We start from the raw sequence: 22914 nt of genomic DNA on the forward strand, positions 1-22914 counted from the left end.
GACGATCAGTGCGGGGCTGCGGAGGGTTCCTGAGCGAGCGGTGCCGCGCTTGCGAGAGTTCCGTGCCAGCAATATGCGGTCTCGCAACTCCGACGCGGCGACGCAGATGCTGATAACCGTCGCTCTGACCGCGGCCCTTGGCTTCGGTGCGTGGTACGCGACGGGCTGGCCGGTGGCCGCACTGCTCGGCGGCGCGGCGGGGGTAGTGACGCCCAAGATGATCGCGGCGCCACGCCAACGCCGTGCCGTCGCCGACGAGATCGAGGCGTACTCGCAGTGGACTGAGCAGATACGTGACTTGGTGTCCGCGAGCGGATCGCTGTTCGAGGCAGTGACACTGTCGGCGCCAAGCGCGCCTCCGCTGCTGCGACCCCACGTCGCTCAGATGGCCTCGCTGGCAGGTTCAGTGGGCCTCAAGGCGGCGATGAACTGGTTTGCCGCGCACATGGAATCGCCCTACGCCGACCGCTTGGTGCTGGGTCTGAGCATTGCGTGGGAATCGGGTGCGCGGGTCACCGAGGCATTCGAGACCACCGCCCGCTCGATGCGCACTGAGGTGGAGATGCGTCGCCGCAACGAGGTCGCGAATGCTCGTACCTGGACGCAGGTGGTTTCGATTCTGGGCATCACTGTGGTGTCGGTGTTGCTCATGTTCGTCTTCAATCGTGGCTTCTTCGATCCGTTCGGCAGCACTGTGGGCCAGTTGATCCTGTTGATTGTGGGCGTGCTGATCTTCGGCAACGTGTTCTGGGTGCTGCAGCTGTCGGGTTCAGGTGTACCCATCCGCTTGCTGGACGAGCGCGGGCTCGCGGGTGTCAGTGACGTTGCGGCGTTGATGAACGAAGGCACCGAATCGTGATCGTGCAAGTGGCAGCGATTGCGGCCGCTGCGGGCATCGGGGCAACCTTGGTGATCGCCGGTGTGCGCAGGCAATCGGTGGAGATCGTCACTTCCGACCAGGGTGCCGCGGCCGTGCTGCCTGCAGGCGGCGGAGTCAAGGGCGTGACACACCAAATCGCAAGCCTTGTCAAGGGCGATCTGGAGCGCAAGCACCTGCTGCTCCAAGACGCCGCCATGATCGGTCGCAGCCTCGAATCGCATGGGCTCGGCAAGCTCGGCGGCATGGCAGGCGCAGCAATCCTGGTGGCGCTCGTCGGAGTGATGCTCAACGTGGCCGTGGGCGTGCAGATCCCGCTGCTGCTGCTGGTGGCGATTGCTGCTGGAGCGGCATTGCTGGGATGGTGGCTGCCCGATTCTTTGCTGAAGACCGAGGCCGAAGCCGAGCGTGTCCGCTTCCAGCAGTCGACTGAGGCGTGGCTTGAGCTGGTGGCCCAGCTCGTGACCGCCGGTTCCGACACGCACGCCGCTCTGGGCATCGCTGCCACCTACAGCAGCCAGCCTGCGTTCGTCGCGATCCGCGATGCGCTGAACGAGGCCTCGGCCAGGGCCGAACCGCCGTGGGAGGGCTTGCGACGGATGGCCGACGCACGCCGGCTCCGGTTCCTTGATCCGTTCATCGCTGCGCTCGAGCTCGCTGGCACAACGGGTGCCGGCGCGCGCCAGTCGATCCTGTCCCAGGTCGACGCAGCGCGTTCGAAATCACTGCACGAAGCCGATGCGAAAGCAGCTTCTGCCAGCGAGAAGATGGGCGCCCCGCTTGCACTCATCGGCGGCGCGTTCATGATGCTGATGGGCTATCCGCCGTTGGCGAGCATCGCGGACACGTCCCAGGTAGCCGGCCTGTAGGCGCCGCGCGCGTTACGCACACGAATGCCAGTGTCCGAGCGGCAGTATCGCGCAACCGGAGAACGTGTAGTAGATTCATCGATAGGTGCAGACTGCTCATCTATCCCACGAACCGTCCGTTGGGGGGGGGGGGGGGGGGGTAGCTGCGGGGTCTCATCGGGATCGGAAGGAGACCCACGATGTCTGTAACGCTTGCCCTTTCAGTCGGTGTGCCGGTTGCTCTGGCGCTGGCTTGTTGGAGATGCCGCCGACGCTGGCCCGCTCTGGCAGCGGACATCCGCGGCATCGCACTGCAAACCGTCATCGTCATCGTCGTGATGCTTGTGATCGCAGGCGGCGTCGCAGGCGTACTGCTCAGCCGCGGCGGCGATGTCATCGCTGACTTGGAGGGTCAGGATGTCGGCTCGGTCACAGCTGCCAACTGCACGACGCTTATGGACAATGGGATCGCCGGAGTCCTCACTCCGACGAATGGAATCGGATGCACATGGACTGGTACGACCGCGGATCCCCTCTCGGCCGGGACCTGCCGCATCTGGGGTGGCCAATTCTTTGCCACGGGCATCGCTGCAGGTGCGCTCGACGGCTCCACCGCCTTGACTTCGACCTCCAATGTCGGTGGCCAGTGCCAGGTGACCTTCTAGTCGTCGCGGTCATCCACCATCGACGTGCCTCGTCGAGATTCTCTTGGCGTGGCTGCAGTTCTGTAGGTATGGCGTACTGAGCTGCAGCCACGCCGATTGGGCCGGCCGACGGGAGGAGGGGAAGTGCTTCTCTGGAACGGCTACTCGTCGCCGAGAGTCGGTGCTTGAGTCGTGTCCGCTGTCTCGAGTGCATTCGACCGGCTGCGTGACCAGCGTGGGGAGGTCTTTCCGGTAGCGATCCTGTTCGGGGGGGTGCTGCTCACGATCTTGGTCGGGGTGCATGTCGTGCTGGTGTCGGTCGGCCGCACGGCAGTGCAGGCGGCGGCCGATCAAGGCGTGACCGCCGCCCAATCGGCGCCACCCGCCGATTCGAGCTGCGGCACCATCACGAGACCCATCGGCACTGTGACTCCCGACAGCGAACGGTATTGCGCCGGCTTGCTCGCGGCGTGGGCAGCGATGTCGGCGTCAGGCAGCATGGTTGCCACGCAGCGACCTCCGGCGGTTTCGGTTGACGAGGGCGCCGGCGTGGTGGCGGTATACACCTTCGGAACGGTCCTTTCGCCGGTGCTCGGCGCGATCGAGGTCGTTGGTCGGGCCTGCGGTCCGCTCGATGCCGTCTCGGAACCGGGTCCGGTTCGGGCGGACATGTCGGCATGTTGAGCCGAGCCGTGCCGGCGGTCCTCAAGGCCGCCCGAATTGACCGAGGCGGTGCCTCTCAGGACGGGTCAGGAACAGCGATCGGGGTCGCGATCATGTTCCCGGTGCTGATGTTGGTCATCGTTGCCCTGCAAGGCATCACGTCTGCAACTCGCACAGAGCAGACCCTTCAAGCCATCGCGGACCGGGCAGCGCACACAGCCGTGCTGTGCTGCATGCACATCGACGAAGCGCTCCTGGCTGCGCAGCAGAGCGTCGAGGTGCACGAGCGCAACGTGCCGGGCAGCAGCCGCAATTGCACCAACGACGTGTCCGATGACGCATTGGTCGCATTCCGAGACGTCAGCGGCGCGGCGGTGCCAGAGCTCGACGTGAACGGCGACCCGAACCTGGTTCCCGCAGGCGGGCAGGTCACCGTCCTGTTGAGCTGCCGCCTGTCCTCGAGCCGGCTGGGAGCATTCTCGCTGGTGACCTCAGATGTCCATCGGCGAGCGGTGGGCAGCGCCACGGTCGATCCGTACCGGCAGCGGTTCGCGCAGGTCGGGACGCCATGATCGGGCGCACACCGATTCGGCTCAGTGGGCAGCCGGCATCCATGAGAGTGCGACGAGCCGCTGCAGCGTCGAGACATGACCAGCGGGGCGACTACGCAATCTTCATTGCCGTGATCGCCTCGGCCTTGCTGCTCTTCGGAGGCATCGCGTATGACGCTCCGAGGTTGATCACTGCACGCCAGCACGCAGCGCACAGCGCGAACGAGGCGGCTCGAGTTGGCGCCGCCACCATCGCGTCTGGCGGAACGATCGACCAGGCTCGCAATGCTGCACAGAAGCGGCTCGCCTCGGTGTCACCGCTCTATGGCACCCCGGTGCTTCTCGGCGCGCTCAGCTGCGTGGGCACCAAGGTCGAAGCGACGGTGGTCACCTCATACAGCAACCGCTCGGCACTGGCGGTGTTCCGAGAGTCGCAGCCGATTGTGGCGGTGGGCGCGGCCGAAGCAGTGCTGGTGGGGCCGAGCGGAGGACCGATCCAGCTCGCGTACCTGCCCGAGTGCCCCCTGCTGCATTGACCAGGCTGACATCGGCGGTGCGTAGATGCCGTCTCACCAGTTAGCACTGGCAGAACAGCCGCACCGATGTCCGGGTCGCAAGTCGCCGGACGACATCAAACGGCAGCGGTTCGCATCAAGCTCGGCGACATGAGTAACGTGCATGGCATTGTGAGTCGCCGCCGCTTCCGTTCACGCATGTTCCGCCGCAAGCGATTCGCTGGCGCGCCGAGTGCGCGCAAGGGGCGCAGAGGTCGTCGAGGTCGTCGAGACACGCCGCTCGGCCCTCCGCCGCCTGCGGTCGGTCCGGATGCGGTACCGCCGGGTGCGGTACCGCCGGCTGAGGCATCTGGCGAGGCGTGGTACCGCCAATCCGGTCCGATATTCGAGGAGTCGTTCTTGGACAGACCAGCGCCGGTTTCGGCCGAGGCACTTGCTGAGGGACCCGGGGACGACGCCAGGGACGAATCTGGCAGCGATCCGTTCCGTCTTCGACCTGGACCTGAGCAGCTTGGCGGTCCACTGCCTGCGTCCGTCCCGATGATCCAGCGGATCGAGCCTGTCGATCCTGTGTCAGGACCATTCGAACCCCCCCCCCCCCTCCCTCCGCACCACGACGATGCCAACGGCACCGACGCCAGCGCTGATGACACCGACGCCGGCGGCGAGGCGACGCTTGCCGAGGACCCGGACGAGGGCGAGCTTGACGCCGCCGAATTCGATGTCGGTGAATCTGACGCAGGTGAGTTTGACGCAGGCGAGCTTGACGCCGCCGAATTCGATGTCGGTGAATCTGACGCAGGTGAGTTTGATGCGGGCGAGCTTGACGCAGGCGAGTTTGACGCGGGTGAGCCTGACGACAGCGATCCGGTGCTCGCCGACGTTCCTGACGGCGAATCTGGCGACGCTTCGGTGGCCGACATCGAGCCTGCTGCGGCGACTGGCCTGCTGCAATCCGACCCGCCGACGATTGTGCCCATCCGCGGCTACTACTTGGCACGGATCCATGACACGTTGCGCAGCGTGGCCGCGCAATTCCTCAATGCACCCGAGCGTTGGTCCGAGCTGCGCTCGCTCAATGCCGCCTATCCGGGCATCGCTCAAGCCGGTCCCGACACCCTGCTTCCCGAAGGCGCGGCCGTGGCGCTGCCGGGCGATCCGCTCCTGTGGGGCAGGCCTGATCCGGTCTACCTGTGGACCTTGGCGGAGACGTTCCTGTTCACCGCATGGGGCCGCGAACCGACACCTGAGGAAGTGGTGCCGTTTTGGCGGGGACTCACTGCCGGAGCGCTGCCCGAGGGTGCCGAGCCACCGGAACTCGGCACCGAGCTGCCGGGGATCGCGGCGCCTGGGATGCGCAGCAGCGTGCCGGGCGAACCCGCAATCCCGCCGCCGTCGGCGCTGGAGATGCCGCCCGTCTTTGCAGATACAGCAGTCGGCGACGCGGCAGTCGATCTTGGTGACGCAGCAGTCGGCGACGCGGCAGTCGATCTTGGTGACGCAGCAGTCGGCGACGCGGCAGTCGATCTTGGTGACGCAGCAGTTGGCGACGCGGCAGTCGATCTTGGTGACGCAGCAGTCGGCGACGCGGCAGTCGATCTTGGTGACGCAGCACCGCCGCAGGCCGTCGTCGATCACGTAGCCGGTGAAGTCGACCAGCAAACCGAATTCATAGAAACTGTCGAAGGCTTCCACGTCGAAGATCTCGAAGTCGGCGATCTCGAAGTCGGCGATCTCGAAGTCGGCGATCTCCAAGTCGAAGATCTCGAAGCTGACGATCTCTTCGTTGAGGATCTCGAAGTCGAGCTTCGCGTCGCCGACCCTGCCTTGGCTGTGGACGAGGCTGTGGACATCGTCGAGGCACCTGTGGACGAACCACTGCCGGCGTATGTCGATAGACCCTCTGGTGCCTGGGCCGAAGATGTGGCCGCGGTGCCCGCTGCAGAAGAGCTGGTCGCGGCGCCAGTGACAGATGCTCCAGCCGCAGAAGAGCTGGTCGCGGCGCCAGTGACAGATGCTCCGGTCGCAGATGAGCCGGCTGCGGTGCCGGCAGCAGATGCTCCGGTCACAGAGGAAGCAGCGTCGGCAGCGCCGGTCGAAGGCCTCGGTCCGCCGCCGCTCTTCGACGACTGGGCGGCAACCCCGGTGCCTCCAAGCGCTGATCCCGCGGCGATCTCCGCTCAGCCAATGGGTTCTGATCAGCTCGGTCCGCCGCCCGAAATGGAGGCACCCCAGGTGCCGCACTTCCTGCCCTCGGTCACTGGTGCAGGACCGATGGGGCATGGCACAGCAGCGAGGGTGAGCCCAATCGGCCGCAGCCTTGCAGGAACGGCCGTCGGCGACGCAATGATGCTCTGGCAGCTCGCTCGCCGCCGCCGCCACAGCCGCCGGGGTGCCGATGCGCTCGGTCCGTTGGAGCTGTCGCTGCAGCAGACCGCCGGCAGCGAGTCGCTCGCGCTCATCGACGCTGCCATGCGGCACCTTCGGGCCGTGACCGTAGGCCAAGGACGGCCCGAGCCGGCTGTGCTGGCAGTCCGTTTCGGCACCTATGGATTCGAGGTGTTGCTGGATCGGCCTGCGGAAACGCCACCCGGTTGGCGTTCCGCGTCAGGCGGCTACGTGCTCGAACTCCCGTCAGGGACCACGGCGCACGATCTTGGGGCTGTCGGCCTCGGGCCACCGCTGTGCCCGGCTCTCGTGCCTGTGGGCAACACCTTCGAGGGACCGTTGCTGCTCAATCTGGACCAGGTCGGCTGCCTGGCGGTCTCAGGACCGGGTACGGCAGCGACGAGCCTGCTCGGCGCCATCGTCGCAACGCTCGGCTCTTCGCCCATGGCTGAGGAACTGCAGATCACTGCTGTGGGCCTCGAGGCCGCCGCAGGGCTTGTCGGATGGGAGCGCGTGCGCTTTGCCCGGTTCGACTCTCCCGAGCTTGAGCAGATGCTGTCGATGGCCTCCGGCAGGGACGGCGATCGGGCCGACATCGTGGTGATCGGGCCAGGCAATGACCTGCTGATCCAGCGCGCTGCGCAGGTCGCGACGGTGCCGGGCTCGCATCTGGCCTTGGTCGGGGCGACGTCGGCGGTAGGGACACGCTGGCCGTGGAGCATTCACGTCGACAGCACGGCCACTGCGGTGGTGCATCCGATCGCTATCACGATGACCGCAGCACAGGCCCTGTCGCCAGACATGCTCGCTGAGATGAGCGGCGCGATGCATGGCGGAATTGATCCGCTTGGCCAGCGATGAACCCGCCGCCCAAGCGCTGCGGCCAAGTACGGAGCGGCGCGGTGCGCATCGGCACGGCGCTGCGACGCGTCGCACTGCTGGGAACGATGGGACTCATGGCGGGCGCTTGCGGCGGCGGAGTAATATCGGACGCACCCGCGGTCGGCGGGGCAGGCGCAGCCACACAGGCGCCTGCGCTCGAGGCGACCTCATTGCGCCCTTGGGACGGCATCGTGGCCGCCGGAGGAAACCCCGCCGCGCTGGGCGGGAGTCAGCCGTGCTCAGCCGAAGACGCCATCACAATCGCATATCTGGGTCCCGATCTCGCCCGGCTCGATGCGATCGGTCTCGAGGAATTGGTCATCGAGGAACCGTCGATCCTGATCGACGCATACGTCGACGCAGTCAACCTCGCAGGGGGTGTCGTGGGACGCTGCGTCCGCGCTTCCGTGCATCTGTGGGATCCGGCCGATCCCGACGCTTCATATGGCCGGATCTGCGCTGAGCTGCCCGAGGCGGAGCCTCTGGTCGTGCTCAACCTCCTCGGCGACATCGAGGGAATCAACTGCCTGACGATCGACGGCGACATACCGACGCTGGGACTGTACGCGTCGGCACCATCGGAGATGGTGGCCTTTGCGAATGGCCGCCTGTTCCTCGACGATGGCACGCACAAGTATCTGCTCGGGAACAGCATTGAGGTGGCGCTGCGAGCCGGCCATCTGTCCGCGGATGCCCGGATCGGATTTCTGCGCGGCGCCGGCTCGGCCAGCGAGGATCAGGCAGCCGTCACGTTGACCTTGATAGGACCCGGCGGTCTGCTGTCGCTGATCGGCAGGTACGGCATCGATGTCAACTCGGTAGCGAGCCTTCCGGCCGCCTTTGGCGAGTACTCCACACTGCTGCCGGAAAAGCAGGCAGGTCTGCTGCATTCAGACCTGAGCGTCACCCAGCGAGCGGCTGCGGATGAGGCTCGCGCTTCAATGTCGCCGGCGACGGCGGAACTGCTCGACCGTATCGAGCAGTTCTATCTCGATGCCGCCATCGACTACCGCGACGCCGACGTGGAGGTCGTGGTTTCGACGGCGTCATGGTTCGAGCTGCGCCGCCTGATGCGCGCTGCGGACCTCATCGACTGGCATCCGTGGTGGATCGCCAGCGACATTCAAGGGGCAACGCTGACGCTGACCGGCGCACCCGCCAGCCAAGTGGAGCGATTCGTGCTTGTCAGCGCTCGACGTGCAGCAGGCGACGAAGTGCCCGACCTGGACCGCGACTGCGTCGTGCTGCGGAATGCGGCCATGTCGGCTGCGCCCTTCTCGCACCGTCATCACACTGATGCCTGGAGCGTCATCACCGCCACCTGCGATCTGCTGGACGTTGCATTCAGTGCACTGACCCGGGCGAGCGACCCGCTCACCCGCGAGACATTCGTTGCAGCACTTCGCCAGACCGACTACCAGGTGGCTCATGGGGGACACATCACCTTCGCGGGCGACGATTCCTCCGGTGCTGACCGCTTCCGGGTGCTCGAAGCCGACCCGGATTGCCTGCTCAACGATTGGGGCTGCATGCGCGCTTTGACCGGGTGGCTCGCACCGCTTGTCGAGGCACGGGATTCTGCGGAGTGATCTGGTCATGAGAGATCTGATCATGAGAACCATCTACAGCGAAGAGCCGCGGCAGACATCACGTCGCAGAACGCTGCGGGCGGCAGCATTGACGATTGCGCTAGTGATCGTCGCAGCAGCTTGCGGGGGCGCTGGCAGCAACAGCGGACCCGAAGCGCAACCGGCCGCGACGGCACCCTCGCAGGACGCGCCGCCGCCCATCCGGCTCGCGTTGCCGAGCGAGCCGCTGTGGCAGTGGCTCGTCGACTCGGGGGAGCTCGCCCAGTGGGAGAAGCAGCACGGCATGCAGATCGAAGCCAGCCACCCCTTCCGACCCTTCACGGCTTTCGTCAGCGGCCACGCGGACGTCATTCTCATTGATGCTCTCGACATCCCCGCATTCGCACAGGGGTTTGAGATTGATCCGGTGATCATCGGGAAGTACGCGGCCGACCGGTCGATCACTGCGACGAAGCGAACCTCGCTGGCAACCGACATGGCGGGCGTAGTCGAGGGCGAGATCGCCGTGGACGGCGATCTCGGCTCCACGCTCCTCTGGGCACTCATCGTCGAGGCGGCTCACGGCTTGGATCTCAGCTACCGCAGCCCTGACTTCGACTTCTTCATAGCAACGTTCGGCATTGCCGACGCCGTCGAGAGCGGCAATGCGGATGCCTGCATCTGCCTGCCCGATGAGAGTGTCGCTGGTCTGAGCAGCGGGACGCTGCGGCCGCTGTACAACGGCGCGTCGGCAGCGCGCCTGTTCGCGGAACTCTCCGGTACCCCCGAGCAGATCCTCCTTGGCCAGATCTTCCTGGTGGACAGGGCATGGCTCGAGGCGAATCCGGAAGCTGTGAGAGCGTTCTTGAACCTGTGGGAACGGGCTGTGCGGCACTGGCACGGAAACTACGCCGAGCTCATCGGCCAGTACCCAGAGCTGTTGTCAGTGCAGTCCGACGAGGAGATCGCCTGGCTCATCGACTACGTGGCTGCGAACAACTGGATCACCCCGTCGGTGTACCCCACCCAAGGTGATGCGGATGCGTACGCCGCAGCGCTGGACCGTCTGCGCAGCAGCGGCCTCATCGAGTCTGACGCTCGAACCCCGTTGGTCTCAACGGAACGTTTGACAATGACGGGAAGGGAGTAGCGATGTCGCTCGATGTCTCGGTCACGCCCGATGCTGTTGCCGAGCTCGGGGCTCGGGAAGTCCGACGCTCGGTCATGGGACGCTGGGGCTTCCGGCTCGGCGTGGTGTTCGGCTGGGTGGCATTCCTGGGCGTCTGGTATGCCGTCTCGCAGTTCGCGCTCGGCACCCAGCAGCTGCCTCCGCCGCATGTCGTGGCGTCCGAGGCTTGGCAGATCGCCACCGGAGAGGGGTTCGGCTCGACCCTGTGGGCGAGCGTCGTGCGAGTCGTCGGCGGCTGCCTGCTGGCGTTGCTGGCAAGCATCGTCTTCGGCATGGTCATCGCTTACAGCAATTGGTGGCGTGCGCTGATTCGGAGCTTGACGCGGTTCTTTGTGAGCATCCCGACGGTTGCGCTCGCAATCTTGGCGCTCATTATCTTCGGCGTGTCGGACATCGGACCGATGCTGACCGCGACGCTGGTTGCGACGCCCCATGTGATGTCGAGCGTTGCACATGGCCTGACCGGGGTCGACCGTCGGCTCATCGTGATGAGCGAGTCCTTTGCACGGACACGAGCCCAGATCATCACTGGGGTGCTGCTGCCGTCGTCGGTCCTGGCGGTCATCGGAGGCGCGCGCCAGGCGTTCGCGCTCGCTTGGCGAATCTCCCTGCTGACCGAGGTGTTCGCCGCCTCCGACGGTGTCGGCTTCCAGATCAGGCGCAGCTTCGAGAGCTATGACGTGCGCGGGATGCTCGCTTGGACAGCGCTGTTCATCGGAGTCATGTTCTTCTTCGAGAATTTCGTCTTCCGTCAGCTTGAGCGGCGAGCCTTCGGCGGTGCGCACGCCGCCGCGCGCACGGAGCCACAGCGATGAGCTTCCTGGGCGACTATCCGGGACTGCCGCCAGACCGGTTTGGGATGGACCGGCCAGCTACGCGGGCCCCATACCGTCCGTCACGATGGACGCGCCGGCCATGGTTCATCAATGCCTTGGCGGTGCTGATCCTGCTGGGCGCCTGGCAGTACTTCGCGGTAACAAACGACCGTGTTCCTGCCCTCGACGAAGTGGCATCGTTCTTGCTCATCGAGATGCGAGGCGAGTCCCACGGGGGCGCCATCAGCGGGGAGTTCTGGGCACCGCTGTCGGTGAGCTTGCAGCGGTACTTGATTGGTCTCGCCATCGGTCTGCCGCTGGGTGCGGTGCTGGGGTTGCTGATCGGTGCCTCACGGCTGATCCGGGCGGTGCTCAACGACACCGTCCTGGTGCTGCTCGTGCTGCCGTCGGTGGTGTGGGCGTTCACCGCATCCCTGTGGTTCGGGTTCGGCGCGACCGCACCGGTCGTTGCGGTCGTGCTCACGGCGGTTCCGTTCATGGCGTTCAACCTGAGGTCGGGCATTGCCGCTCTCGATCCCGGACTCACAGAAATGTCGCGCTCGTTCGGGGTGCCGTCCAGACGACGGCTGGCACACCTGTTGCTGGGGGGCGCCTTGCCGAGTGCGGTAGCCGGCGTTCGTTTCGCATTCATGACGAGCTGGAACAGCCTGCTCATCGTGGAGTGGTTCGGTGCCACCTCCGGAGTGGGGTGGCGTGCACGGTTCTGGTACGACGCGCTGCGCTTCCCCGGTTTTGTTGCGTGGATCCTGCTGTTCGTCGTGTTCATCACGCTGATGGACTGGCTGGTGCTGCGGCGCTGGGAGCAGCGCGTGGCCCGCTGGCAGCATCAGCCGACGCTGACATTCGCCGAAGACGAGGTCGCCTGACCGACTGCCCCTGACTGGCTGCCAAAGGGCGGCAGCAGATTTTGCTGAGCGAGAGAGGACGAGATGGCCACCATCCTGATTGAGAATCTGACCAAGGTGTATCCGCCGACACCGACCTATCCCAACCAGGTGCAGGCACTGGGTGGAGTCTCCATGTCGGTGACGGGCAACGTCTTCGTTGCTGTGCTGGGGCCCTCAGGCAGCGGCAAGACCACGCTGCTCAACATCGTGGCAGGTGTCGAGGAGCCGACCGCCGGCGCAGTGCGCGTCGTACAGGACGGCGTGCCGGCGCAGGTGGGTTACGTGTTCCAGGAGCCGCGCTTGCTGCCGTGGCGCACGGTGCTCAACAACATGCTGTATGTGCAGAACCGCAAGTCGGACCGATCCAAGCGCGAAGCCGAGTTCTATCTCTCGATGGTGGGTCTGAGCGATGTCGCGCACCTGTACCCCGCCCAATTGTCCGCAGGCATGCAACAGCGCGTCGGCATCGCGCGGGCATTCTTGGTGAATCCCGATGTGCTGCTGATGGATGAGCCCTTCAGTCACATGGACGCGTTGACGGGTCGTTCGCTGCGCGACTACCTGCAGAGGATCTGGCTGCACACCCGCAAGACGGCGCTGTTCGTCACTCACGATGTCGGCGAGGCGGTCGAGCTCGCCGACCGGATCCTCATGCTGCGCCCCGGCGGCGTGGTATTCGATGACATCCCGGTGAGCCTGCCGCGTCCGCGGCGAGCCGACGATCCCGCCGTACGGGCGGTGGAGTCAGAGGTGCTGCGCCGCTTCGATTCGATGGAGGCGGCCGTGCGCTTCGGCGACCAGCGCCGCTAGTTCAGCTGTGCCGACGCGATGCCCATTCAGGCGAGCCGCCGCCAAGAGAGGTCGGTGTCGAACTCGTCAGCGCGAATACAAGCTACTGGCACGTTGCGGCTGCTTGTTCGCTGCTGCGGTCCTTCCCGCGTCATGCAGCGGCACTGCGGGTGCTGACGAGCTGGCCCAGCTTGGGGCGCATGAGGCCCCTTTGGGCGAGAGTGCGACTGCTGTGCGGCAGCGGTCCGCGGTCGAAGTTCCCCCGGCTGCGCCCCCAGGGTGGCGGGATCTGCCGATGCTCGACGCCGCTGCTGACCCCCAGACGCAGCTTGGCGAGCTACGAGCCCGCCACCTGCCTGTGTGGACGCCTGAGTTCGACGCGGCGTTCCCCCCGGCCGTCTGCGGCAGCGCGTGGGAACTCGATGCAATCGCCGTGCCCGTCTCCGGTGTCGACGCGTCGCACTATGGCGACCCGCCGACGATGGCAGCACTCGGTGTCATGCGGTACGAACATCAGCTCTCGCGGGCATTGGCAGCACCGTTGCCTGTGGGCCAGCTCTGTGTCGCCGTCGCAGCGGTGGGACCTGCTCGTGCTGATGCGCTGGCGCTTCTTGGGTCCGGTCTCGAGGGCACACCGGCGGCCGGTGCCGAGACGACGCTCGTCGACAAGGTCACGGTCATTGCCTTCGGTCCGTCCGCGGCGCTGGCGGTGGCGTGCGGTCCAGATCGCGTGTCCGCATCTGCGGACGTGCTTGGGCACACTGATGGCAACCCTGGAAGGCTCCGCGCGTATCTGTTGGCGGTTGCGAGCGGTCTCGAAGATCGCGTCGCAGACATCTCCTACCGCGTGGCTCGCGTCGAGGAGCACGACAGCGAAGGCTGCAGCGGAGACGAGACGTGGGAGGCGCGCTGGGACGCCCAAGTGGCGGCGTGGCTGTCCGAAGGGCAGATCTGGACTCGAGTCGAGCGAACGTTCACCACCACGGGCATATGTGAGAACCCTCCGCCGCAGGGACCCCGGGAATGCCCCGCGGAATGGCCGACATGAGCCGGTCGCGTCGCAGCGCCGCCGTCGGGGCGGGCTGGCGTACGTTGCTCTGCGCGATAGTCGCCGTGGGATCGGTGCTGTCGCCGTGGGAATCCGGTCTGCTCCCAGAGCCGCTGCAGCACCTCTTGGGCGCAGACGAAGCACAGGCGCAGACGCCGCCGCCGCCGACGGTGGTGCCTGGGATGCCTGAGGCCTGCCCGACAGCTCCCGCCGACTGGTCGCCCCAGCCCGGCGATGCTGACTATGGAACGCAGTCGGAGTGTGTGCTGGAGCTGCCGGCGTGCCCTGAGAGCTATCTGTATGCCTCTGGCTTCATGCGTCTCTCGGTGCCGCCGACGGATTTTGCGGTTCAGTTTCCCGACCTCGATCCGGGCGATCTCTTGTATACGGACATCGGATTGGAGCGCTACCAGCACTTCTGTGAGGAACGAGTGCTGGACACCGAGGCCGAATACTCGGTTTGCCAGAACGCAACGGGTGTCGCAGTCAAGTCCTACATCGACGGCGGTGTCGATGGCTGCCGCATCCTCACACCGATTCGCTGCCCTGCGGGACTTCAGCAGGTCACGGCTACCACTTGCCGCGGTGTGCAGCGTCGCATGTGGACCTGCGCGATGGCAGGGGACATACCGCGCAACGAGTTCAATAGCTGCTACAGGGACGCAGGCGGATCCGCCCTGAACCACCCAGTCTGCGGCACCGGTGCACCGGTATTCGCAGTCGGGACCTGCGAGGAATACGTGGGCGCGGACTTCGTGGACAGTCCTGCCGACGACTGCCTGGGGGCCTACAGCACCGATACGCCTGTCATCAACTCTGCGGGCGACCTGGTGATCGCAGGCGCTGCCCAGATCACGCTCGCGAACACAGCCAACCCGCACTGGTGCCAGCACGACGCTCAGTTGCTGCGTTCGGTCTGCCATCGCACTGACAGCCGCCGCCTTGCCGACTGCGACCCGCCGGTGTCAGCCTTGTGCCTGCGACGTGCGAGCCAGACTGGTGGCTGCGATGCCGTTGCGCAGGTGATCCGCTGTCGGGCATATGAGGTTGCTTGGCGTCAGGAACCCGACACGATGACGCTGGCCGAAGTGCGCATCAACGGATGCTCGCCGTGTCATGTCAATCCGTTCCAGCGAATGCGCAAGGATGGCAGGCAAGACCCCTTGCGCGTGACAGGCCTGAGAACATGCCCGACAGACATGTATGCGTCACCGCGGCAAGGCTTCAGCAAGGGTGTGCGTATCGACGGAATAGAGCAGTATGACGAGTCCACACAGCACAAAGAGCTGCACCGGCTAAAGGATGATAATGGTGAGTGCGCCGACCCGCCTGCGGGTCGTCTGACATCGTCGCCCACACACCACTCCGGACTCGCCGTTGTCAACAGCGCAGTGCTGGTGCATGTGTCTGATATTCGTTATCGCTGGGAAGCCAGACCGCCTCGGCATTTCCTCGTGTCCACCGATCCGCCTCTGGCGGGCCCCGACTCCTACAACGCCCGTTGGCGCGTGCGCTACCACGACGGCGATGAGGCTGACGTAGCTGTGCGCACATGGAATACAGCGAACGACTCGACACCGTTCGCCACGGTCAGTGAACTTGCCGACAAGAGCGAGTGCGTTCCGCAACATGCGCCGACGTTCAGGCTGGTGGTGCGCGAACTCTGGCCCGATGACGGCCCGACCTACGACGAGGGCAATGCTGACTGCGTGTACTCAGGCACCGTCCCCGTCCCCGACGGCAATGATGCCGAGATGATGCTTGCTCTGTTCGGCTCAGACGCTTTGAGATGGTGGTGCGCCCTGAGCCAAGACCAGCGCAAGAGCCGCACAGCCGCACATGGCCTGACCTGGCTCGATGACCCTCTTGACGATGTCATTCGAGACGCACGGCGCACGGCGCTCACCACAGAGCTGCCATGCGACCATGACTTGAGCGAGGAGAGCCATTACCTCTGGTGTCGATGGCAGCCGAGCAGGCCTGGCTTCTACGTGGTGCATGTCGGCGGCGCTTGGCGGATGCACCAATACGAGCGCCGGCGCAATGACACCTCGGGTCTGCTTACCTACCTCAACGATACAGCCGACGGCCAGATGCGACGCCAGAAGCTGCTCGATGACCTCGCCGATATCAATTCCAGGTACCCGACGTTGAATCGGACCGTTGAGGATCTTGGCCTCAGATTTGCCGACGCGACGCAAGAGGCTGTGGTGATACCAGTGTCGGCGACCGACTTGGATTGGATGTACGACGCATCGATTGCCTCAACCGCGGCATGCCCGCCGGTGGACCTGCGTTTCTGGTGCGTGACGAGCGAGGCCGGCAACTACACCGAGACTGAACCGATCGGCATCATGGTGCACGAAGCGCGTGTCGTGAGCCGGCCGCCGTCAGGTCCGTAAAGCCGCTCGCGCGCGCTTGTTCACTGGCGCCCGCAGTCTGAGTGTTGTCCAAGATCACATAGACCGGCTCGCTGGCGGGCCGGCGGTCGTGGATGGTCCCCAGCGCTGCGAGGGTGTTGGCCGTGGATTTGCGGTGCCGCACGACGCCCCACAGCACGCCGCCAGCGCACACGAGACCCCCACGACTGGCCGCCGCCGCGACGCACGATCTGCTGCAACGCCCGGCCTTGTTCACGGTTCACGGGTCGACCGGCGGACTCGAACACGCTCACTCATACCCCCGACCAAACCACACCCCACCACGCGCACCCCAACCCACGCGCACCTATACGGACACGGCGCTGGGAGACTGCTGATCTATTCGAATTGAGCATATCCGCGACGCTCTGACCTGCGGCTTTGTCGTCGCGATTCGGCGTGACTGGCAATCGCTCAGCAGTCTCCTAGCAGCAGATCGTCGCGGATCAGGGGCCGAGTGCGGTGATCGGGGCGACCTGCACGCCGTCGGGCGCTACGCGAGCTGCAACCCCGGAAGTCCCTCGACCAACCGGTCAACCCGCTCCGTCAGGGTGCGAAAATCAGCCCGAAACTCGTCGATCCGACGGTCGATGCCGTCGATCCGCTTGTCGACCCCATCGATTCGATCTGTCACCGCATCGAATTTCGAGTCCACGGCGTCGAACCGGGAATCGACCGCGTCGAACCGGGAATCGACCGCGTCGAACCGGGCCTCGAATTTCGCATCCACCGCGTCGAACCGGGCCTCGAATTTCGCATCCATCGCGTCGAACCGGGAATCGAATTTCGTATCCATCGCCTCGAATTGGGAGTCGATTGAGTCGAAGCGGAAGTCGAAGCGTTCTGAGATCTCGCTGTGGATCACTCTCACCACAGCCCACATCGCTCCCGCCAAGGCGACGACCGACGCCAGAACGACGGTGAGCAGCGGCGGCACCGACCCCCAGTCCATGAGCCGATCCTACTGCGGGCCGAAAAGCGGGGACTGCGGATTTTCGGCGTTGGCATTCACAACAGGCAGCGCCAACAGGTGCACCCTCAGTTGACACACGACTGGAACCCGATGTTGACCGCGTGCGGCATCAAGGGGGCCGAGCTTGACCTAGCATCGCGGGGCAGTCGGAGACCGCGGTCTGTCGCGGATCGCGCCCGCGGGACGCGACTTCCGGCCGGGACTATCTGGGAGGACCAAATGCTTACACGTACCGCGTCGAAGGACGCACGGAATGGGCGAGAGTGTCGTCGCTTGACGACATTGTTGGCGGCACTCGCCGTGCTTGTCCTGCTGGCTGCAGGCTGCACCGGCGCCGATGAGGTCGACGAAGGACCTCTTCGAATCGCGATCGTGGCGCCGAGCGCCAGCAACGATTTGGCGTTCACGCAAAGCATGGTCGACGCGGTCAACGCAATCGGAGCAACCCGCGAGATCGAGATCGCCGTCACCGATGGCACCTTCATCGTGGAGGAGGCGGCTGCGGCGATCCGTGGTTACGCCGAGGACGGCTACCACTTGGTGATCGCGCACGGCAGCCAGTACGGCGGACCGCTTGGGGAGATCGCTCCGGACTTCCCGGACACTTCCTTCGCGTGGGGTACTGCTGCGGACTACATGGGCCACGACAACGTCTTCGCCTACACGGTCCGCTCCGACGAAGGCGGCTACGTGTCCGGAACTGTTGCAGCGCAGATCACCGCATCCGGCGTGATCGGCGTCATCGGCCCGATCCCGGTCGGCGACGCGAAGCTCTATGTCGACGGCTTCGCCGCCGGCGTCGCAGCAACGGACTCCTCGGTGACGACCAACATCGTGTACACCGACTCATTCAGCGACGTTGCGTTGGCGGCCGAAGCGGCCGAGGCCCACATCTCCAACGATGCCGATGTCCTGACCGGGTCGGCACAGATGGTGGTCGGTGCCACCGGGGTCGCCAAGGAGAAGGGCGTTGCGTGGTTCGGCACGCAGGCCAACCAGACGGCGCTCGGCGAGAGCATCGTGGTCGCCTCGCAGGTGTACCACTGGGAGGTGTTGTTGGCGGACATGGTCGACAAGATCTCAGCCGGCACGCTCGGCGGCGAGGTCATGGTCGCCACGCTCGCCAATGGCGGCATCGTGATCGAGTTCAACGACGGCTACGGCCTCGATGCCTCGATTCTCGAATCGGCCCAGGCCGTTGCTGCCGGCATCGCCGACGGCTCGATCTCCACGGGCATCGAATAGGCCGCTGCTTCGGGCTGCGGAAGTTTGACGAGGTGTACAAACACGTGACATCTGCCTGTCAATGATCCCGTGGCACAGCAGATGAATCAGCACGACGGCACGACGGCCGCCGGGGTTTCGCCATCAAGCGGGGCCCCGGCGGCGCCGATGCTGGAGATGCGCGGCATCACGAAGCGGTTCCCTGGCGTCATCGCCAACGAAGATGTCGATTTGGTCGTGCAGCCCGGGCACGTGCACACGCTGCTCGGCGAGAACGGCGCCGGCAAGAGCACACTCGTCAAGATCCTGTACGGGCTGTACCGGCAGGACGAAGGCACAGTCACCATCCAGGGCGAACAGATTGACGTCACTTCGCCTGCGGACGCCATCCGCCACGGGATCGGCATGATCCACCAGCACTTCATGCTGGTGCCCACGCTCACCGTGGCAGAGAACGTGGCGCTCGGACTGCACGGGCGTCGCGGCCTCGCTGACATGAACCCGGTGCGCCAGCGACTCGCCGAGGTCTCCGAACAGCACGGCCTGGCCATCGATCCCGATGCGTACATCTGGCAGCTTGCGGTCGGGGAGCGCCAGCGAGCCGAGATCCTCAAGGCGCTGTACCGCGACGCCCGGTTGCTCGTGCTCGACGAGCCCACGGCAGTGCTGACCCCGCCGGAGGTCACTGACCTGTTCGCCACGCTGCGTTCGCTGACCTACGAGGGACGCGGTCTCATCTTCATCTCCCACAAGCTGGCGGAGGTGATGGAGATCTCCGACGAGATCACCGTGCTGCGCGACGGCCGCGTCGTGGGCCGCACGACTCCCGCGGAAACGACCCGAGAGGGCTTGGCCTCGATGATGGTGGGCCGGGAAGTACGGCTCGGCCGCGATGTGTCGCCGCAGCCAGCCGGGGACGACCTGCTCGTCGTCGACAGCCTGCGCGTTCAAGGCGACCGGGGCAACGCAGCGCTGGAGGACTTCTCGGTGCGAGTCGCCAGTGGCGAGATCGTCGGCATTGCCGGAGTGTCGGGCAACGGGCAGCGAGAACTGGCCGAGGCGATCTTCGGGCTGCGGCCCGCAGAATCTGGAGCCATCGAGGTCGGCGGCGTGCCGATCGATACGCCATCGCCGAAGCGGGTGCGGCGTCGGGGTGTGGCGTTCGTGCCCGAGGAGCGCATGCGGCACGGCGCCGTGGGGGAGCTGACGGTCTCGGAGAACCTGATGCTCGTCGAATACGAGCAGCGGCCCTACGTGCGCGCCGGACTGCTGCAGTTCCGCGCCATCGCGGAGCGCTGTCGAGACCTCGTGCAGCGCTTCGCTGTCAAGACGCCGTCGATCGCTACCCAGACGTCACATCTGTCAGGCGGCAACATCCAGAAGGTGGTCATCGCCCGGGAGTTCAGCGCTGAGGCCGACGTGCTCATCGTGGCTCAGCCCACTCGTGGCATCGACATCGGCGCCGCCGAGTACGTGCACGAACGGCTGCTCGAGAAGCGGGCCGCCGGTGCGGCGATCCTGCTCATCACCGAGGATCTTGATGAGGCCATGCAGCTTTCCGACCGCGTAGTCGTGCTGTATGAGGGCCGTGCGATGTGCGACCTGCCACGTGCCGAGGCCACCACCGATCGTGTTGGCCTGCTCATGACCGGCGTCAGCGAGAATGAACCTGCTGCTGTCTGAGTCGTGGGTCAGAGTCGTGGCTCAGCGCGGGGTGATCCGGTAGGTGCCGTCATCGCGCACGACGACCTGCACCGGCATACCCAGCCGGAGGTCTTCGGCGTCGATCCCGTCTGCCAGAGCGGTGATGCGCACGCCCCCGTCCAGCTCGGCGATGACTGCTGCGTAGGGAACGTCGTCAGCGAAGCCGGGGTGCAGGGCCCGGTGGGTCACCGTCCAGGTGTAGATGCGGCCGCGACCGTTGGAGCGCTGCCAGGTCCACTGCGTCGAACCGCAGTTGCGGCACCCGTCGCGTGGCATGTGCCTCCATGTTCCGCAGTCCTCACAGCGCTGGAATCGCAGCTCGCCTTGGCCGCAGAAGGCGAAGAACTCGCCCCAGAGGCCCTCGCCCCGCGGCAGCGGTTTGGCGCTGCCGCCGTCGGACTCAGCCAGCGGTTTGGCGCTGTCGCCGTCGGACTCAGCCAGCGGTTTGGTGCTGCCGCCGTCGGATGCAGCCAGCGGTTTGGCGCTGCCGCCGTCGGACTCGGCTGCGTCGCCCATTGCCGAAGTCATCGGCGCAGGATCGCGGCTGAGCCTTCGGCAAAGTTGCCCCAGCCCGTGACCAGACCGACCTCGCAGCGGTCGACCTGCAGGTCGGCCTCGTGGCGCAGCTGCCGGACGGCTTCGACGATGTGGTTGAGGCTCTCCACATGGGCTTCGGAATGCAGCCCGCCGTGGGTGTTGATGGGCAGTTCGCCGTCGATGCGCAACCGACCTCCGCTCACGAAGTCGCCGACCTCGCCCGTGCCGCACAGGCCCAGCGCCTCGAGCTGCAGGAGCACCACGTAGGTGAAGCAGTCATAGATCTGGGCGAAGTCCAGATCCGCAGGGCTCACGTCGGCCATGGCGAAGGCCCGCGGCGCTGCGCGCACCAAGCCGATGTCGGCCAGGTCGGCGCGGCTCTCGAAGTCGTCAGCGGGGAAGGGATGCCCTTCGGCGACGCCGCTGATGTACACGGGCGCATGGGGTCCGTCGGCGGCGCGCCCGGCCGCGGTCACCACCACTGCGCACGCCCCGTCGGTCTCCAAGCAGCAGTCGTACATGCGCAGCGGGGAGGAGATCATCGGCGACGCCATGTAGTCCTCGAACGTCAGCGGTCGCCCGCGCATATACGCCTTGGGGTTCGACTGCGCATTTGCCCGACTCAGCAGTGCGATCTCTGCCGTGTGCTCGGGTGTGATGCCGTAGAGCTGGCTGTGGCGCGTCGCCAGCCAGCTGTAGAACTGCACCGGCCCGAACACCCCCGTCGGGGCATAGGCGTTGGCCACTGCCTGGCTCATGGTGTCGTCGCCGGCAACGGGTTCTGCGCCGGATGCGGCGTCGGTGCCCGGTTGCCCCTCCTCGCGCCGGCTGATCCGCGTCTCGGAGTAGCCGTTCCAGCCGTAGGGCACCAGCACCGCCGTCGCCACCCCGGTGGTGATGGCCATTGCCGCGCTCTGCAGTGCGGCGACGGGGTTGGCCCCGCCGAGGTGGACCGAGGCCATGTAGGTGAGATCGCTCAAGCCCACGGTTGCGGCCAGCGCCTCGCCGAACACCTTGCTGCCCGACAGGACCAGCCCGTCAACCTGGCTGCCGACAAGCCCGGCGTCGGCAATGGCCCGGCTGGAGGCCTCCGCCACCTGGCTCAGCACGGTCCGGCCGGATCCCCGCACGAATGCCGTCTCGCCGACGCCGACGATGCACGACTGGTCTTTCAAGGAGTCTCTCAGGGCGTGCTTCAGGGAGCGCTTCGCGGCGTGCGTCATGGCGTCGATCAGATGATGAACGCCATGTTCGGCAGCGCCGAGGTGGAGTTGACCAGCTCGACCTTCTTGCGGGCGATGCGCAGGCCGTCGGGGGTGCAGCGCAGCCGATGGGTGATGCGGGTGGTCAGCCGGTTGCGGTTGTCGTTGAGGAAGCTCACCCGGGAGCCCGGCTCGTAGTCACCGGCCCCGAACGGCACCCAGTAATGAATGTCGTCGGTGACCAGCTCAACCCACTCTTCATACCGGGACTCGTCTGCGAGCACCGCCTCGTGGTAGAGGAACTCGGAGATCTCGCGCCGCCTGGTCCCATCGCCGCCTCGGACCGCAGGATCACACGCCGATTGATGCCAGGATCCGAGCTCTCCACCAGCAGCGGCGTGTGGAAATGCTCGGTCAGCCCGGGTGCAAGCGGGTCGATCCTGGCAATGTTCATCTCGCCCAGGAACAGGTTCGGGAACACGAACGCCAGCAGCGTCCCGTCGAGGTCGTAGGTCCAGGCGTGGTACGGGCAGCGGAAGTTGCGGCCGTTGCCCTCGGACTCCGGGCACAGGGTGGTGCCCCGGTGCGCGCACCGATTGGCAACCACGCTGATCTCGCCGTCGTGGGTAGGGGCCATGAGCACTCGCTCGGTGCCGAGCCGCCGGGCAACCCAGTCGCCGCCGTCAGGTATCTCGGACTCGTGGTCCACGAACACCCAGCCGTCGGTGAAGATGCGCTTCATCTCGTCGGCGAAGACCGCAGGGTCGGTGTACAGGCTTCCGTGCACTCGCTAGTCCTGCACCAGGTGCGTGTAGTCCCTGCCGGTTCCAACGATCGGAGCGTCGGCGGCTAGCACCATCGCAGCCGAGATTACCCCGCGCTGTCCGACGGCGTCAGAGGCTCAGGCGGAGTCAGCCAACTGTGCAAGACCCGGGGCGAATCAGTCTGGGGGTCCTTGGGTTCGGTGTAGGCGTGATGTTGGATTCATGCTGCCGGTTTGTGTTGGTGTCGAGCTTCGAACTCGATGGGTGTCAGCACGCCAAGCGAGGTGTGGCGTCGCTGCCGGTTGTGCCAGATACTCGAAGATCGCGTTGGCCAGCTCGCTTCTGTGACGGCCAGCTCTTGCATTCACGGGGGGGTTTCGTTCCGCTGACATGCAAAAGGCTCAT

21 protein-coding genes are annotated in these 22914 nt (G+C 65.9%); 16 read left to right on the forward strand and 5 right to left on the reverse strand.

The window, feature by feature from the left end:
• The first annotated feature begins 40 nt into the window (after positions 1-40).
• From ACOCMM_RS10200 to ACOCMM_RS10265, 14 genes are all read left to right on the forward strand, one after another.
• Positions 41-859, forward strand: coding sequence for a type II secretion system F family protein (locus ACOCMM_RS10200; RefSeq protein WP_419553046.1), 819 nt, complete (start codon positions 41-43; stop codon positions 857-859).
• Positions 856-1746, forward strand: a complete 891-nt coding sequence (locus ACOCMM_RS10205; RefSeq protein WP_419553047.1) for a type II secretion system F family protein — start codon at positions 856-858, stop codon at positions 1744-1746. The genes ACOCMM_RS10200 and ACOCMM_RS10205 overlap by 4 nt, the downstream gene beginning before the upstream one ends.
• Before the next feature lie 179 nt (positions 1747-1925).
• Complete coding sequence (locus ACOCMM_RS10210) at positions 1926-2390, forward strand: hypothetical protein (protein WP_419553048.1); 465 nt, start codon at positions 1926-1928, stop codon at positions 2388-2390.
• 171 nt (positions 2391-2561) lie between these two features.
• On the forward strand, positions 2562-3053 hold the full coding sequence (locus ACOCMM_RS10215) for a hypothetical protein (protein WP_419553049.1): 492 nt from the start codon (positions 2562-2564) through the stop codon (positions 3051-3053).
• The gene (locus ACOCMM_RS10220) at positions 3047-3604 is read left to right on the forward strand and encodes a pilus assembly protein TadG-related protein (protein ID WP_419553050.1); all 558 of its coding nucleotides are present in this window, start codon (positions 3047-3049) and stop codon (positions 3602-3604) included. Before ACOCMM_RS10215 ends, ACOCMM_RS10220 begins: the two co-directional genes overlap by 7 nt.
• Before the next feature lie 41 nt (positions 3605-3645).
• Positions 3646-4119 (forward strand): hypothetical protein, encoded by a 474-nt coding sequence (locus tag ACOCMM_RS10225; protein ID WP_419553051.1) that lies wholly within the window; start codon positions 3646-3648, stop codon positions 4117-4119.
• Between the two features lie 129 nt (positions 4120-4248).
• Entirely contained in the window at positions 4249-7347 is a 3099-nt protein-coding gene (locus ACOCMM_RS10230; protein WP_419553052.1) for a hypothetical protein, read from the forward strand.
• Positions 7344-8957 carry a hypothetical protein gene (locus ACOCMM_RS10235; RefSeq protein ID WP_419553053.1) on the forward strand — a complete coding sequence of 538 codons (1614 nt, stop codon included), beginning with the start codon at positions 7344-7346 and terminating at the stop codon, positions 8955-8957. Before ACOCMM_RS10230 ends, ACOCMM_RS10235 begins: the two co-directional genes overlap by 4 nt.
• 7 nt (positions 8958-8964) lie before the next feature.
• Positions 8965-10086, forward strand: a complete 1122-nt coding sequence (locus ACOCMM_RS10240; RefSeq protein WP_419553054.1) for a hypothetical protein — start codon at positions 8965-8967, stop codon at positions 10084-10086.
• 2 nt (positions 10087-10088) lie between these two features.
• Complete coding sequence (locus ACOCMM_RS10245; RefSeq protein WP_419553055.1) at positions 10089-10940, forward strand: ABC transporter permease; 852 nt, start codon at positions 10089-10091, stop codon at positions 10938-10940.
• Positions 10937-11827 carry an ABC transporter permease gene (locus ACOCMM_RS10250; protein WP_419553056.1) on the forward strand — a complete coding sequence of 297 codons (891 nt, stop codon included), beginning with the start codon at positions 10937-10939 and terminating at the stop codon, positions 11825-11827. Before ACOCMM_RS10245 ends, ACOCMM_RS10250 begins: the two co-directional genes overlap by 4 nt.
• 63 nt (positions 11828-11890) lie before the next feature.
• Positions 11891-12658, forward strand: a complete 768-nt coding sequence (locus ACOCMM_RS10255) for an ABC transporter ATP-binding protein (protein WP_419553057.1) — start codon at positions 11891-11893, stop codon at positions 12656-12658.
• A 274-nt stretch (positions 12659-12932) separates the two neighbouring features.
• Positions 12933-13685, forward strand: coding sequence for a hypothetical protein (locus ACOCMM_RS10260; protein WP_419553058.1), 753 nt, complete (start codon positions 12933-12935; stop codon positions 13683-13685).
• Positions 13682-16087: a hypothetical protein gene (locus tag ACOCMM_RS10265; protein ID WP_419553059.1), complete on the forward strand. Its 2406-nt coding sequence runs from the start codon at positions 13682-13684 to the stop codon at positions 16085-16087. The genes ACOCMM_RS10260 and ACOCMM_RS10265 overlap by 4 nt, the downstream gene beginning before the upstream one ends.
• 511 nt (positions 16088-16598) lie before the next feature.
• Here the strand turns inward: ACOCMM_RS10265 and ACOCMM_RS10270 are convergent.
• Complete coding sequence (locus tag ACOCMM_RS10270) at positions 16599-17057, reverse strand: hypothetical protein (RefSeq protein ID WP_419553060.1); 459 nt, start codon at positions 17055-17057, stop codon at positions 16599-16601.
• Positions 17058-17351: 294 nt separating this feature from the next.
• Between ACOCMM_RS10270 and ACOCMM_RS10275 the strand changes: the two genes are divergently transcribed.
• Positions 17352-18323 carry a BMP family protein gene (locus ACOCMM_RS10275; protein WP_419553061.1) on the forward strand — a complete coding sequence of 324 codons (972 nt, stop codon included), beginning with the start codon at positions 17352-17354 and terminating at the stop codon, positions 18321-18323.
• Positions 18324-18404: 81 nt separating this feature from the next.
• Positions 18405-19985 carry an ABC transporter ATP-binding protein gene (locus ACOCMM_RS10280; protein ID WP_419553062.1) on the forward strand — a complete coding sequence of 527 codons (1581 nt, stop codon included), beginning with the start codon at positions 18405-18407 and terminating at the stop codon, positions 19983-19985.
• A 21-nt stretch (positions 19986-20006) separates the two neighbouring features.
• Here ACOCMM_RS10280 and ACOCMM_RS10285 read toward each other — a convergent pair whose 3' ends face one another.
• The 4 genes from ACOCMM_RS10285 to ACOCMM_RS10300 are packed head-to-tail and all read right to left on the reverse strand — an operon-like array spanning position 20007 to position 22532.
• A complete protein-coding gene (locus tag ACOCMM_RS10285) occupies positions 20007-20534 on the reverse strand; it encodes a Zn-ribbon domain-containing OB-fold protein (protein ID WP_419553063.1) in 528 nt (175 codons plus the stop codon).
• Entirely contained in the window at positions 20531-21766 is a 1236-nt protein-coding gene (locus tag ACOCMM_RS10290; RefSeq protein ID WP_419553064.1) for a thiolase C-terminal domain-containing protein, read from the reverse strand. Before ACOCMM_RS10290 ends, ACOCMM_RS10285 begins: the two co-directional genes overlap by 4 nt.
• Before the next feature lie 8 nt (positions 21767-21774).
• The gene (locus ACOCMM_RS10295; protein ID WP_419553065.1) at positions 21775-22029 is read right to left on the reverse strand and encodes an aromatic-ring-hydroxylating dioxygenase subunit beta; all 255 of its coding nucleotides are present in this window, start codon (positions 22027-22029) and stop codon (positions 21775-21777) included.
• Positions 21921-22532 carry an aromatic ring-hydroxylating oxygenase subunit alpha gene (locus ACOCMM_RS10300; protein ID WP_419553066.1) on the reverse strand — a complete coding sequence of 204 codons (612 nt, stop codon included), beginning with the start codon at positions 22530-22532 and terminating at the stop codon, positions 21921-21923. The genes ACOCMM_RS10295 and ACOCMM_RS10300 overlap by 109 nt, the downstream gene beginning before the upstream one ends.
• Between the last annotated feature and the right edge of the window lie 382 nt (positions 22533-22914).

The sequence above is a fragment of the Candidatus Poriferisodalis sp. genome (genome assembly GCF_965198245.1).
Taxonomy (GTDB): Bacteria; Actinomycetota; Acidimicrobiia; order Acidimicrobiales; family Poriferisodalaceae; genus Poriferisodalis.

What these genes read in the sequence shown, in the direction of transcription:
- ACOCMM_RS10220 (WP_419553050.1), top strand. Translation starts at nt 3,047, where the DNA reads ATGTTGAGCCGAGCCGTGCCGGCGGTCCTCAAGGCCGCCCGAATTGAC.
- ACOCMM_RS10265 (WP_419553059.1), top strand. Translation starts at nt 13,682, where the DNA reads ATGAGCCGGTCGCGTCGCAGCGCCGCCGTCGGGGCGGGCTGGCGTACG.
- ACOCMM_RS10270 (WP_419553060.1), bottom strand. Translation starts at nt 17,057, where the DNA reads ATGGACTGGGGGTCGGTGCCGCCGCTGCTCACCGTCGTTCTGGCGTCG.
- ACOCMM_RS10280 (WP_419553062.1), top strand. Translation starts at nt 18,405, where the DNA reads ATGAATCAGCACGACGGCACGACGGCCGCCGGGGTTTCGCCATCAAGC.
- ACOCMM_RS10285 (WP_419553063.1), bottom strand. Translation starts at nt 20,534, where the DNA reads ATGACTTCGGCAATGGGCGACGCAGCCGAGTCCGACGGCGGCAGCGCC.
- ACOCMM_RS10255 (WP_419553057.1), top strand. Translation starts at nt 11,891, where the DNA reads ATGGCCACCATCCTGATTGAGAATCTGACCAAGGTGTATCCGCCGACA.
- ACOCMM_RS10245 (WP_419553055.1), top strand. Translation starts at nt 10,089, where the DNA reads ATGTCGCTCGATGTCTCGGTCACGCCCGATGCTGTTGCCGAGCTCGGG.
- ACOCMM_RS10240 (WP_419553054.1), top strand. Translation starts at nt 8,965, where the DNA reads ATGAGAGATCTGATCATGAGAACCATCTACAGCGAAGAGCCGCGGCAG.
- ACOCMM_RS10210 (WP_419553048.1), top strand. Translation starts at nt 1,926, where the DNA reads ATGTCTGTAACGCTTGCCCTTTCAGTCGGTGTGCCGGTTGCTCTGGCG.
- ACOCMM_RS10250 (WP_419553056.1), top strand. Translation starts at nt 10,937, where the DNA reads ATGAGCTTCCTGGGCGACTATCCGGGACTGCCGCCAGACCGGTTTGGG.
- ACOCMM_RS10235 (WP_419553053.1), top strand. Translation starts at nt 7,344, where the DNA reads ATGAACCCGCCGCCCAAGCGCTGCGGCCAAGTACGGAGCGGCGCGGTG.
- ACOCMM_RS10230 (WP_419553052.1), top strand. Translation starts at nt 4,249, where the DNA reads ATGAGTAACGTGCATGGCATTGTGAGTCGCCGCCGCTTCCGTTCACGC.
- ACOCMM_RS10290 (WP_419553064.1), bottom strand. Translation starts at nt 21,766, where the DNA reads ATGACGCACGCCGCGAAGCGCTCCCTGAAGCACGCCCTGAGAGACTCC.
- ACOCMM_RS10260 (WP_419553058.1), top strand. Translation starts at nt 12,933, where the DNA reads ATGCTCGACGCCGCTGCTGACCCCCAGACGCAGCTTGGCGAGCTACGA.
- ACOCMM_RS10225 (WP_419553051.1), top strand. Translation starts at nt 3,646, where the DNA reads ATGAGAGTGCGACGAGCCGCTGCAGCGTCGAGACATGACCAGCGGGGC.